At 43.8% G+C, this 13505-nt stretch carries 13 protein-coding genes; 2 read left to right on the top strand and 11 right to left on the bottom strand.

The genetic code is table 11. From position 1 onward, the window contains the following. Positions 1 to 510 precede the first annotated feature (510 nt). Complete coding sequence (locus tag NST47_RS23290; protein WP_341157266.1) at positions 511 to 1416, top strand: tyrosine-type recombinase/integrase; 906 nt, start codon at positions 511 to 513, stop codon at positions 1414 to 1416. A 127-nt stretch (positions 1417 to 1543) separates the two neighbouring features. Here NST47_RS23290 and NST47_RS23295 read toward each other — a convergent pair whose 3' ends face one another. The 8 genes from NST47_RS23295 to metH form a co-directional block, all read right to left on the bottom strand. Continuing rightward, positions 1544 to 1915: a hypothetical protein gene (locus NST47_RS23295; protein WP_341157267.1), complete on the bottom strand. Its 372-nt coding sequence runs from the start codon at positions 1913 to 1915 to the stop codon at positions 1544 to 1546. Positions 1916 to 2271: 356 nt separating this feature from the next. After that, on the bottom strand, positions 2272 to 2484 hold the full coding sequence (locus tag NST47_RS23300) for a hypothetical protein (RefSeq protein WP_341157268.1): 213 nt from the start codon (positions 2482 to 2484) through the stop codon (positions 2272 to 2274). Between the two features lie 73 nt (positions 2485 to 2557). Beyond that, positions 2558 to 3514 (bottom strand): lysophospholipid acyltransferase family protein, encoded by a 957-nt coding sequence (locus NST47_RS23305; protein WP_341157269.1) that lies wholly within the window; start codon positions 3512 to 3514, stop codon positions 2558 to 2560. 26 nt (positions 3515 to 3540) lie between these two features. Further along, complete coding sequence (locus NST47_RS23310) at positions 3541 to 4308, bottom strand: GNAT family N-acetyltransferase (protein ID WP_341157270.1); 768 nt, start codon at positions 4306 to 4308, stop codon at positions 3541 to 3543. A gap of 145 nt (positions 4309 to 4453) precedes the next feature. After that, positions 4454 to 5146, bottom strand: coding sequence for an LrgB family protein (locus NST47_RS23315; protein WP_341157271.1), 693 nt, complete (start codon positions 5144 to 5146; stop codon positions 4454 to 4456). Further along, positions 5133 to 5486, bottom strand: a complete 354-nt coding sequence (locus NST47_RS23320; protein ID WP_341157272.1) for a CidA/LrgA family protein — start codon at positions 5484 to 5486, stop codon at positions 5133 to 5135. Before NST47_RS23320 ends, NST47_RS23315 begins: the two co-directional genes overlap by 14 nt. A 73-nt stretch (positions 5487 to 5559) precedes the next feature. Further along, complete coding sequence (gene rnz / locus NST47_RS23325) at positions 5560 to 6507, bottom strand: ribonuclease Z (protein WP_341159737.1); 948 nt, start codon at positions 6505 to 6507, stop codon at positions 5560 to 5562. 93 nt (positions 6508 to 6600) lie between these two features. Beyond that, entirely contained in the window at positions 6601 to 10044 is a 3444-nt protein-coding gene (gene metH / locus NST47_RS23330) for a methionine synthase (protein ID WP_341157273.1), read from the bottom strand. A gap of 233 nt (positions 10045 to 10277) precedes the next feature. On the opposite strand from metH, the gene NST47_RS23335 reads away from it, so the two are divergent. Beyond that, complete coding sequence (locus NST47_RS23335; RefSeq protein WP_341157274.1) at positions 10278 to 10820, top strand: 1,2-dihydroxy-3-keto-5-methylthiopentene dioxygenase; 543 nt, start codon at positions 10278 to 10280, stop codon at positions 10818 to 10820. Between the two features lie 328 nt (positions 10821 to 11148). Here the strand turns inward: NST47_RS23335 and NST47_RS23340 are convergent, their stop codons facing one another. From NST47_RS23340 to NST47_RS23350, 3 genes are read right to left on the bottom strand one after another with little or no spacing between them, the layout of a single operon-like run. Further along, complete coding sequence (locus tag NST47_RS23340; protein ID WP_341157275.1) at positions 11149 to 11946, bottom strand: HAD-IA family hydrolase; 798 nt, start codon at positions 11944 to 11946, stop codon at positions 11149 to 11151. Between the two features lie 15 nt (positions 11947 to 11961). Next, positions 11962 to 12474, bottom strand: coding sequence for a hypothetical protein (locus NST47_RS23345; protein ID WP_083689023.1), 513 nt, complete (start codon positions 12472 to 12474; stop codon positions 11962 to 11964). A gap of 24 nt (positions 12475 to 12498) precedes the next feature. Next, entirely contained in the window at positions 12499 to 13488 is a 990-nt protein-coding gene (locus NST47_RS23350) for an aldo/keto reductase (RefSeq protein WP_341157276.1), read from the bottom strand. Positions 13489 to 13505 lie beyond the last annotated feature (17 nt).

A 13505-nucleotide genomic window follows, 5' to 3' on the forward strand; every position in this document is an offset into this window, starting at 1 on the left:
TCGTTCCGCCAGGACCAGAAATCAAACTTTTTGATAGCGTAGTCAGCATCCATATGTCGCTTGTGCCTCTACAGCTTACACTCCTGCTAATTGTGATTTCATAGCAATCTTCTTTTCTTGTAAACCACTCGCAGCAATGAATTTCCCGAACTTACCAAGCGGTTTCTAACCATTCGATTTGAAAAGGCAACGTATAGGAGGCAGCCAAGCAAAAGGCATCCCCCCCAAACTGTGAAGATAAATGAAGTGAAAACGCAGGAAATCATTAACAACCACGAACTCTTTTTAATTGTGTTTACAAGTCGGTTGATTAAAATCATTTCTCCAATTATGATAAACCATCCCTTTCCTTGTGATTCTCTAAACAAGCAAGAATAAAGAACAAACTGCCCTAAATTTATGAGCGGTCATAATGTATTTTAATAACTCGTACTTGATGTCCGCTAATGTATCGGTTAAGATAAGAATATCATGTCCGCTAATGTAAGTCAAGATTTGGAGGCTTTGCTAATGATTAAAACGACCACCATTTCGGAACAAGGGGAGCAGACGATTCAGGACTTCATACACACTCTCACCATCCACGAAGATTTGAATCCCAAAACACTAAAGGAATACGCGAGCGACTTGAAACATTTTATCGGTTGGTTTGAGACCACCGACCACCAAGCGGACGCAGTTGTATTTCGCATTGAAGATGTCGCAACTCCAACATTAACACGATACCAGGAAGCCGCTCAAACAGTAATGGAATTGAAACCGGCAACCATTAACCGGCGGCTTATAACACTGAAACGTTTTTTTGAGTGGGCTGCGACGGAATCCAAGATTCGCCGTGATCCTTCAAAGCCGGTCAAATTGGTTCCGGAAGAAAAAGTAAACCCTCGACAGATGACAGACAAAGAAGAAGCTGCATTGATCGCTGCGGCTGAGCATGGTGGTTCTCATCGGGATCAGACGATTCTTATCGTGATGTTTCATACCGGTTTACGAACAATGGAAGTGTGCGACCTGGCTCCTGGAGATATTCAAATCGGAAAACGCAGCGGCCAGCTCACGGTGCGATCCGGAAAACGGAATAAACAGCGGGAAGTACCTTTAAACGCTGCTTGCAGAGCTGCTTTAGACAAATATTTGGCAGAACTCCCTCCGGACAGTCCTTATCTGTTTCCATCGGAGAAAACGGGTGATCGATTAACAGAACGTGCTTTGCGCCATTTGATTCAAAAATATATGAAAGCAGCGAGACTCGAAGGATTGAGTTCCCACGATCTTCGGCACCGGTTCGGATACGTGATGGCAGAGAACACGCCATTGCAACGCTTGGCGCAAATTATGGGACACGGTAGTATGAGCACAACGATGATTTACGTCAAGGCAAATCGTGCAGATTTGCCATCTGAAGTCGAAAAATGAAAATGAAATAGCCGAGAGTAAGGAAACTTTTAACTCCGAAGTAACGGCTGCCAGCTTAGAGTATGAAAAAATGCCCTCAATTCCGATAAAGGATGAGGGCTGTTCTCATTATATTGATAAACATGGATCATTCTATAAGTTCAAGTTCATCAAGAGCAATTGTAAGTTTTAACGCAGCTTCCTTGCATTCTATGAATGCTTTTGTGACTCTTTCATCTGCTTTATTAGCCTTTAAGACGGCACAAGCTGCAGTTTCTGTACAAGCAATGGTTTTACGCATTGCCTCTCTGCTGGTCGCTGCAATTTTAGCCAAAAGCGCGGGGTCCTTACATTCATTTAAAAAATCAGCAGTGAGTGCTGCCATTTCGGCCGCGGCTGTGGCTTGAAATTGCTTTTTTATAGATTCTTGCCTTAATTCATATGCAATTCTATTTGCTTCGTCAGCCTCTTTTCTAGCTGTGTTCATTAAAGTTAGCAGTTCGTTAAACTCTTCGTACATCTTTAATTTATGCCCCCAATTCTTCGCAATGTGCCGGGTCGTCGTTCATATTTTAATATAAAAATAAGCAAAAATAAAGCCCTTGATCCTTAAGATCTATGGCAGCGATGCCGTTTCATATATAACTCAAATCGAATGTATATTCGTATAATAGTGAGTGAAGACAATGAAAGTATCATTTCGTAAACGAGGATGCCGGAGCGAAGCTCTATACTGAATTGGTTACAAACGAAGGTAAATAATTAGGCTATCCAAACACTCAAAAAAATATGGTGCCTAAGAGAATGAGGAAAACTTTACTCCCCCTTCTCTTAAGAACCATACTAACCCCGAAATACTTCTAATAAATCAACTAATTACAGCAGGTCAGAAGAATCATCATAATCGTAGCGCAGTCCATCATGCTCCTCTTTTTGCAAATAATTACCGCTGAAGGCTGCAGCCGAATTGCTTTGCAGCTTGATTAACACCTCACGAAACTGCTGCGCTTTTGAATCGTTACCTTTCATACTCATGGCCAGATGCAAGGCTTGCTCGATTACTGCAATATCGTGACTTGTAAAATCCATGCTGCAGCCCCTCCTGAGAGTAGTTTTTTCACCTGAACTAGTATATCCCAAATCATAATCAATATGCATAGTTTCAAGATGATGCTCGCCATATTTTAACATAATCCAAGTTGGGTTCTGCTTCTTCCTTGAAATCGATGTTAAAGCGTTCTTCTACATTAAACCAGTAAAACCACTGCTCAGGGTGTTTGCGTATAACCGATTCCATATAACGATTGAGCAGCTGAGTGGCTTCAGACCGTTGAGAGCCCTTGTAACAGGCATATAAGTGCAGTGGCTGCTCGAATGTAAGACAGTGCTTGAATCCCTGCTCTCTTCGTCCATAAAAGGGAATGATCGGTACACGTTGATCTATAGACAATAAGGCTGCGCCCTCAGGTGTACGACTTTTTCGTCCAAAAAATTGAGATTGTGGAAAAGTAGGCCGCCAAAAATCTCCCAGAATAAACACAACCCCATTGTTTTTCAAATGCTTTTTTAATTTACGAAGCAGCAGTAAAGGTGGGGTACGATCATAATCCAGGCCTTCACAGCCCATTAACTGAAACTGCTCATATAAGGGCCGCAGCTCAGGACTTTCAGCAGTAGCGATTGTGAGACACTTATATTTTTGACAAAGATACCAGTAATAATAAAAGAAGTTGCCTTCATGCGGTGCGTAGATGATAGCGCCTCGGCCAAGCTGGAGTGCCTCCTTAAGATGATCCTCACCCTCAACCCGAAATCGCCAGGACTCACTGCCTTCCAGATGTTGGGACTCCACTATGATTTCGTAAAGTGTGATGACCAAATTCCGAAAAAACTGCTGGCGGATACGTGTTAACTCCTCTGCGCTTCGATCCTTCAGCAATGTACTCAGGTTGGCCTCTACCTTGATACCCATTCCCTTGCTGAAAACTGACAGCTGTAAAATAGCCGCTGCGCATCCGAGCAGCATTAGTATACAAGGCTTAGGTATCCAGCTGCACCATACAGCCATTTTTTGTATAAATCGTTGATTTTCCGTAAATTTACCAATCCATTCATACATACAAAGGATGCCTCCCGATTTACGATTTATTGATTCAGAAAATGCTTTTTGTATTTACGAGCCAAGCGATCCTTTTCCAAAACAATGAAAAAATCTATCGTCTCAAACAACTTATCGTATGCTGGATCGCCTCCAATCTCCGCACCCAGGTATTGATAGCCCTTCATAAGCGGGGGCAGCTTACGGAATATTTCTTTTTCATTGAGCTCACTTGATATCTGCTGCAAACCCGGAATGCGATGAGATTCCAGTGGTTGTATTCCGTAACGGTCAGTGATTACCTGCTTGAAGCGCAGCATGCTGTAGATGACGTTAAGATCCTCCAGAGAGCTCACGTGCACACTGGCACAGCCGATTAAATATGAATAATGATGCTCGGCAATGTACTTGGCTATTCCTTCCCACAGCAGATGAATCGCTTTACCACTTCGGTAGGCAGGGGCAATACAGCTGCGTCCCAACTCCAGCGTATGCGGCTTGTGCTCATAAAACGATCTTAAATCGAACTCTGTTTCCGAATAAAAGCCAATGCCCGCCAATGCACGTAAACCCGGCAATAACCTGTACGTCCCCACAATTTGCTGCTGTTCCAAATCCGTGACAATTAAATGATCACAATACATATCGTAACGGTCCTGCTCCAAGCCACTTTCATTTAGCATCTGCATATTCTTTTCCTCTTCTACAAAAACCTGATACCTTAAACGCATGGCTTGCTCGATCTCCCATGATTGGGTAGCTACTTTCACAGACAAGTTAGACAGAGGAACAGGATGAACAGCAGTTGGCATCATCAACACGCCCTTCTTCAGGAAAGTTGGTTTAGTAATATCTACAGCGTAGCAGAGATTTATTAAGTTGACGTTTTCGTGTTATGAATAAATTGTAAGGTTTTGAACATACAAAAAAACCTCAAATTAATGAGGTTTTCGGATTGCCCTAATGCAGCCAACTATATAGAGGAATAAATAATAGCGATGTTATGATGGCAGCTGCTCCCATTGAAAATCCACTGATGCTGCCTTGAAGCTCGGAGTCTCTGATAACCCTGGCAGTTCCGATCCCGTGGGAAGAGGTGCCCATGGCCACCCCTATGGAAATGTCGTCACGAACACCAATCAGCCGCAGCAAACTGCGTCCAAACATACTGCCGAACAATCCGGTCAACACGGTCAGTACTGCGGTCAATTCAGGAATACCACCAGCCTTGCGCGAGATTTCGAGTGCAATCGGTGATGTTACTGACTTCGGCATCATGGTCACCATAAGCTCTGCCGTACCTCCAAGACTCCATACCAGAACACCTGACAGCAGTAGAGCAGCAATGGAACCTATTGTGATTCCGCTCATAATGGCAACAAGACTGGAACGGATGCGCCGAGCATTTTTATAGATCGGAATACCCAAAGCAACCGTTGCAGGTCCAAGCAGCAAAACCAGGAAATCTCCACCAAGACGATACGATTCATAAGGAATATGTGCACACAGCATAAATCCAATAATAAGGCCCGAGCTGATAAATAGCGGGTGAAGCCATTTCCATTGTTGATTTAATCGGAGGGCTATTGCATAAGCAATAACTGATAGTGCTAATCCGAACATAGGCTGCTGCGGAAAGTCATGGAGACTCATTGCTTTTCTCCTTTCCCTTCAAGAGCTTGACACTCCAGCCAGTAATCATAAGAACTCCAATCGTGCTTACAAATAAACTTACAAGCAATTGAACCGCATTGGCTCCGATATATGGAAAGAAAACCATCGTTCCGACAACAAAAGGTATAAAAAATAATAGCATGTGCTTGATTAAAAATTCCCCTGCTTCTTCCACCCATTCCAGCTTGATGATCTTAAAAAAAAGGCTCAATGTAAACAATATGAGCCCTATCACATTAGCCGGGATGGGAACCTGTAATCCGGTTTGAATCACCCATCCCAGTACATAATATCCAGTCAATATGGAAAATCCTAACAATCAGCATCCCTCCGAAAGGCAGCTATAGCATATTGGAAAACGTCGAACCGCTTCCTTTACAATTTATCAAAAGCTAATTCTGGTTCCGCTTAACCCGCGGCACCTCATAGCTCCAATGGTCACGCGCCAAATAAACTTCGTCAAATATTTGTTGGGCCTCCCCACTTAAAAGAGCAGCCTCTTCCTTCTGATAACGTGAGCTAATGTGCGTCAAAATCAAAGCATGTGCGCCAGCATCTCGCGCTGTGCGAGCAGCATCCACAGCTGTCGAATGATCGTAGGCAACAGCCAGATGCTTCTTACTCTCCGCAAAGGTAGCCTCGTGAACCAGTACATCCGCATCACGAGCAAGCTCCAATGAATATTGGCAGGGCTGTGTGTCACCCAGGATGGTCACGATTCTCCCCTGAACATCAGGTCCGATATAATCCTTTGCCCTAAGTATTGTGCCATTCTCCAAGGTTATATCCATTCCCTGCTTGATTTTACCGAACAAGGGTCCTGAAGTGATTCCGAGCTCCTTCAGCTTATCCGCTTGCAGGCTGCCTTTTTGCGGTTTCTCTACGATCCGGTAGCCATAGCTCTGAACCCGATGGACAAGTGGAGCGATGTACACCTCAAATTGCTTATCTTCAAACAATAGCTGCTGATCCACGGGTCCGAACTCAACAATCTTAAGCTCATAGGTCAAATGAGCCTGACTTACAGCCAAAGCAGTACGGATAAATAACTCCGTGCCCTCAGGTCCGTAAACGGTAAGGGTGTCATCGCCACCTTGATAAGAACGGCTCGTCAGAAGCCCAGGCAGCCCATACAAATGATCGCCATGCAGATGTGTAATAAACAGCTTCTCCAGCTTGCTCGTCCGAATGGGAGAGCGTAATATCTGCTGCTGCGTCCCTTCTCCACAATCGAACATCCAATAGCTGTTGTTTTCCGCCAACAAATTCAGAATGATCGAAGACACATTTCGTTCCTTCGAAGGCATACCTGCTCCTGTACCGAGAAAGTATATTTCCAAGCTCATCTTCTCCATTTCCTATGTCGTGCTGTATCTCTCTATATATAGTGAAGGAGTCGAGCCCCTATGACCCCACTCCTTCACTAGTATATCCTAGACCTTATCCACGTTAAAATAGCGTGCTTCCGGATGTGAGAATACAATGGCTGATACCGAAGCTTCCGGCTCCATCATACTGCCTTCGGTCAACTCAATACCGATATCCTCCGGCTTCAACAATGCAAACAGCTGCTCCTGATCATCCAGATTCGGGCAGGCCGGATAACCAAAGGAGAAACGCTGGCCGCGATATTTGGCACCAAACATCTCACCCATTGTCATTCCGGCCGGATCCGGGAATCCCCAAACATCGCGCATCATTTGGTGCACACGTTCAGCCAGTGCCTCCGCAGTTTCAAGAGCAGTGGATTGAAGAGCATGCGATCGCAGGTAATCGCCCTTTTCTCTCCATTCCTGTGCCTTTTCGCTTATGCCGTGACCAGCTGTAACGACCATAAAGCCAATATAGTCCATCTCGCCGCTGTCTGTCGATTTCAGGTAATCAGCAAGACAGAAGAAAGGATCCGTCTGCTGTCTTGGGAAGGAGAACTTTTGCAGTACCTTGGTCAGATCATCCTTGTCATAAATGAAAATATCATCACCCGATGACTGTGCCGGGAAAAACTGATACATACCATGAGCACGGATAATGCCTTCTTTTTGAGCTTCCGCCAAAATCCCGTCTACGGTTTCCTTGAGTTGAACCGCCTTGGGATCTTTATCAGCTAGAAGCTTATCGACTTTTCCTTTCAAGCCGAGATGATGTCCGAGCAGCATCTGCATATTAATATAAGGCATCACGTGACTCATAGGATAATCACGAATGACGCGTCTCTCCAGACTTGGAGGCACCTGCACCGGCAAAGTACGATCAATCGCAGATTTCAACACACGAGTCAAGACTGGCATTGTTTCTGGTTTCTTGCCGGACTCCTTAACATCGGATTCCATCGCCTCACGTAATTCATCAATTAATTGCTGCTTCTGGAGTGGGTCGCTCAGCTTGTTCGCAATGTCCAGACCATCCATAGCATCTTTGGCATATAGAACAACACCTTCATATTCCGGTGCGATACGTGTTTTCGTAAATTTTCTTGTCAATGCAGCACCACCTACAAGAATAGGCACATCGATACCTGCATTTTTCAAATCCTGAGCGGTTATAACCATCTGCTGTGCAGATTTAACAAGAAGACCTGACAAACCAATAGCATCAGGCTTTTCTCTGCGGAATGCTTCAATAATTTGATCTGGCGGAACCTTAATACCCAGGTTAATAATTTTGTAGCCGTTGTTGGATAAAATGATTTCGACCAAGTTTTTACCGATATCGTGAACATCACCTTTAACTGTCGCCAGCATGATCGTTCCTTTAACAGCACTGTCCGCTTTTTCCATAAACGGTTCGAGATGGGATACGGATGCTTTCATGACTTCCGCGCTTTGCAGCACCTCGGCAACAATCAGCTCATTGTTATTAAACAATCTGCCTACCTCTGCCATTCCCGTCATTAAAGGTCCATTAATAATATCCAGCGGCGCATACGTATTCATGGCTTCGTTCAAATCGGCTGCAAGGCCTTCTTTTGTACCTTCAACCACATAGGACGCCAATCGTTCTTCAAGCGTAAGATTAGAGATTTTTTCTTTCTTATCGACCTTTTTCTCACGGAAGTGAGCAACAAATTGGGCAAGTGTATCATCATTAGTTTCAAAAATCAGCTTCTCAGCAAGCTCTTTCTCATGATCACCTATGGATGCGTAACGCTCCAGGTTTTCTGTATTGACGATGGCAAAGTCCAGTCCGGCCTTGGTACAGTGATACAAGTACACCGAATTCAGAACCTCCCGCCCAGCAGGCGGAAGACCAAAGGAAATATTACTAAGACCGAGAATGGTTTTACATTCAGGATATTTTTCTTTGATCATCCGAATGCCTTCGATGGTCTCAACAGCAGATCCAATATACTGCGGATCGCCTGAGCCTACCGGGAACATATTCGGGTCAAAAATAATATCTTCCGGATTCATTCCATACTTTTTGGTTAACAGCTCATAGGAGCGTTCAGCAACTTCCATTTTGGCTTGCCGTGATACAGCTTGTCCGCGCTCATCGATGAGAATCATAACAACAGCTGCGCCATATCGATGGATTAACGGCAAAATAGCTTCAAACTTGCTCTCGCCATCTTCCAGGTTAATGGAGTTAATAATCGCCTTGCCTTGTGAATATTTCAAACCGAGCTCAATAATATGATCATATGTCGAGTCGATCATCAAAGGAACTTTAACCTTTTTGACAACCTCTTTCAAAAAGTTTTCCATCGCATACACTTCATCTATATCGGTATCCTGTACGTTGATATCAATGACATATGCACCATTCTTCACTTGTGCACGCGCTATTTCTGCGCCTTCTTCAAACTTGCCTTCTTTCATCAATCGTTTGAACTTACGGGACCCCGAAATATTTGTACGTTCCCCAACCATGTAAGGACGGTTCGCATCTTCAATATAGACGGTTTCGATACCCGAAACTGCGGATAAGTGAGAAGCTGCTTGCTCCCGAGGCTTATACTGGGATAAAGTCTCAGCCATCGCACGAATATGATCAGGAGTCGTTCCACAGCAGCCGCCAGCAATATTTAGCCAGCCTTGTTCGGCAAATCCAGCCATTTTCTTGGCAAGGGATTCAGGAGACTCATGATATTGCCCATTCTCGTCCGGCAATCCGGCATTCGGATAACAGCTGACAGCTGTAGTAGCCAGCTCAGACAAGGAACGAATATGGTCACGCATAAATTCCGGACCCGTTGCACAGTTAAGACCAATAGAAATCGGATTTAAGTGCTCCAGGGAAATATAAAAGGATTCAATATTTTGACCCGCAAGCGTTGTGCCCATTGGCTCAATCGTTCCGGAAATCATTAATGGAAGTGTGATACCCGTAGTTTCAAAAGCACGACGAATACCAATACTGCCCGCTTTAACATTCAACGTATCCTGAGAGGTTTCAAGAAGCATTGCGTCTACGCCAGCTTCGATCAGTGCTACCGATTGCTCGTAGTAGCTGTCAACGAGTTCGTCAAAGGTGACACCTCCGGTTACGGAAAGTGTTTTGGTTGTTGGTCCCAAAGCACCTGCAACATAACGCGGCCACTCCGGTGTGCTGAATTTATTCGCTGCCTCAACGGCTAACCTGGCTGCTACCAGATTCAACTCTCTTGCTCGATCCTGTAAATCATATTCAGCAAGAACGACACTTGTCGATCCAAAAGTATTCGTTTCGATAATATCTGCGCCCGCTGCAAAATAAGCCTCATGTATTTTTGAAATGACATCAGGACGGGTAACTACCAAAATTTCATTGCATCCATCCAGGTCCTCACTACCGAAATCCTCCTCGGTCAAGTTTTCCTGTTGGATCATTGTGCCCATTGCACCGTCCAAAATCATAATTTTCTTCTTAAGCTGTTCTTGCAAAGGTATTTTGCCCATGCTAATCTTCCTTTCAACGGCAACCGTCCAATTGTAACCTTTAGTGTACCAGAAACCTGTCATCATGAAAAGATAATGGAAACACAATTCGACAGAGATCAAATAAAGTTCAAACAATGCACATTTTCTTATTATTCATATCGGAATTATCAATGAAACAGATCGACAGCAGCCTGGAATTCTATTATAATATACGTTAGAAACTTATTAAGTGTATAGAAAGAGGGATGACCGTGGCTGAAATCCGTATTCGCAATACTAATGAACGCATCTCTGGAGAAAGTAACGTTCAAGCATTTTTGGAAAAACAAGAGGTACTTTATGAGCATTGGAATGCTGGCAAGCTTCCTGCTGATCTACAAGAGAAATTCACTTTGACCGATGAGAATAAAGCGCAAATTCTGTCGACATTCGACGAAGAAATTCAGGAAATTGCGGCCAGACGCGGCTACAAAACCTGGGATGTTATTGCCTTGTCCGAGGCTACACCCAATATCGAAGAGCTTCTTACTAAATTCGAGCAGGTTCACACCCACACCGAAGATGAAGTAAGAGCAATCGTTTCAGGAAAAGGTATTTTTATTATAAAAGGCACTGATGATGTTGGGTATTTTGATGTTGAATTGGAAGCAGGCGATGTTATTTCTGTTCCCGAGCACAAGGCACACTTCTTCACTTTGATGGACAATCGCCAAATTGTTGCTATTCGTTTGTTTATTGAAACTGATGGCTGGATCGCCCACCCTTATGCAGACGAATCTTTTCAGAAAGCATAAAAAGGTATTATCCATATACACAATATAAGAAAAGCTTCTGATCGAAGCCTATTCGACGAAGATACATCCGTGTCCAATAGGTTGCTTTTCTTGCGAGATAAGAATCCTTCAGCTTTGCTGAAAACTTATAAATTCTTATCTCTTAAGAAAAGCTTCTGATCGAAGCCTATTCGACGAAGATACATCCGTGTCCAATAGGTTGCTTTTCTTGCAATATCGGAATATTCAGCTCTGCTGAAAACTATCAATTCTGATATTATGAACAAAACCCGTCAGCCTGTTACTCAGCGCTGGCGGGTTTTTATTGCATTCCATAGTTTTTTTACACTTATGAACTTATGGAATCAATTACACCTTGAATATCTCGCAAACTTACAATCTCAAAGGCAGGTATGATTTCATCGTCCCTTTGCAGCGCATGTCGATTAATCCACATGTTACGCATATTGATCCGGTTAGATCCCAAAATATCGGTTGTGAGCTTATCGCCAATCATTACTGCTTCATCAGCTGTAACCTGAAGCAGGTCAAGTGCATGATTAAATATTGAGGTTGCAGGCTTGCCCTCTCCGTGATTCCCTGATATGACAATATGGTCAAAATAAGGCGCAAGCTCAGGAACACCAGCCAGCTTTTCCTTCTGTAAATCCGGAGAACCATTGGTTAAGAGCAGCAGCTTATAGCTGCCTTTTAATTGATCCAGAACCTCGAACGTTTCCTCATAAACAATAGGGCGACTGCGACGTTCCATCGGGAATCTCTCCCCAAGCTCATAGCCAAGCTTTGCATCGTCTATACCTAAAGCTTTAAGACCAAGGGTCCATGATTCAGTACGATATTGAGGTGCAAGCTGCTCCAGTTTACGAAAATTCTCATTATCACCTTCTGTAAAGTTAGCCCACAACCCTTCAAAAGGGTTGATTCCGATCATTTTGGTAAAAGCAAACGTATCGTATGACTCATATAGCTTCCGCGCCTCTTGTCTTACCGCCTGCTCGAGTTCGATAGGGTCAACATTGACTTGCTCCGCTGCCGCTAAACATGTTGCCTGAAAGGCCTCTTTTACACTTCGATCATCCCATAATAACGTATCATCCAAATCAAATAATACTGCCTTAATAGCCATTGAGCCTCTCCCTTTCTACTCCACCTTCAAAGGTACTGCATGATTAGCGGCGAATTCCTTCAATCGCTCTGACATCGCCGAAATATCCATTCTATGATAAAAACGTGTAAACGACCATCTGATTTTGCTGCTCTTCAATGAAATGATGACAGCATCCGAAGATAATGCGATTTCTTTAATATCCGAAGCGGGCACTCTCTTGTCTCCCGTAAATCGACGGCTTCCCAAAAAGTCTTTGCCAATTTTAAGCTGCGGGCGTCTGACACCAAACATGAATAAGCTCAGCAGCATATAACTTCCGCCTGTTAGCCAGTACAAGTATTCATCCTGATTCGTGTTCTGAAAAGCTATAAAACAAAAAATACCTACGCAAAATAAAAATAACGATAACGTCCAATTACGCCCTTTAATAGTAACCGAATCGTCTGATGATACGGTTTGGCTGATCGTTGGCTTGCCATGCTTGGCCCTGCTTTTGTTAACTACTTTCGTATTCTTCTTGACCATTCGTTCCCACTTGCGAGACATAGGCAATCTCCTTTAATATACCGGCTACACTTCTCTTTTAAATTTTTCTATAAATCGGTATGGATAGTCATCCTCAAGCGCACTCACAGTATCCAAGCGGTTCCAATGATCTGTGGAGAGTTTCCAGCCAACTGCTCCCATATTCTCATGGTACTGCTCCAATGTCCTTGCACCAAATATAGGGGCGGTAATCCCCTTTTTATGTATGAGCCAATTCAAAGCCACCTGAACAGGTGTTTGTTCAATTTCTGAAGCAACAGCAAGGACTTCTTCAAGTATACGGAAGTTTTTCTCCGAATTGCGTAACATCCAGCTGCTTTCACCCGCTTTAGACGAGAGCCTACCTTCTGTCGGTGCTTCACCACGAGGGTATTTACCGCTTAGGAAACCGCCACCAATAGGTCCCCATGGAATAACGCCTACATTTTCTTCGATACATAAAGGCAGCACTTCCCTGTCCATCTGACGAGACACGAGACTATATTGCGGTTGATTGGAAATAAATCGGGCATATCGATTATGATCACTGATCCCAAGGGATTTCATAATTTGATACGCCAAAAAGTTGGAGCATCCGATGTATCTGACTTTTCCAGATGTCACCAAATCATCCAACGTACGTAATGTTTCTTCAATCGGTGTAATTTGATCCCAGACATGCATTTGATACAAATCAATATAGTCGGTATTCAAACGCCGTAAGCTGGCTTCTACCCCGTCTAAAATATGTTTGCGTGATAAGCCGACATGATTAACATTATTTGCTGTCGCAAAACGTACTTTAGTGGCCAGAATCACATCCGAGCGTCGACCGCTGATCGCTTTGCCAACGACTTCCTCAGAACGTCCTGATACATACACATCCGCAGTATCAAGAAAATTCCCACCTTGATCCAAAAAATCGTGAATCATGGTTGTTGAGTCTTCCTCGCTGGTTGTATTGCCAAAGGTCATGGTCCCCAAACAAAGCTCAGAAACCACAACCCCGCTTTTGCCCAGTACTCGATATTGCACGCAATGGTTCACCCCTA

The sequence above is a fragment of the Paenibacillus sp. FSL H8-0034 genome, from assembly GCF_038000305.1.
Lineage (GTDB): Bacteria > Bacillota > Bacilli > Paenibacillales > NBRC-103111 > Paenibacillus_S.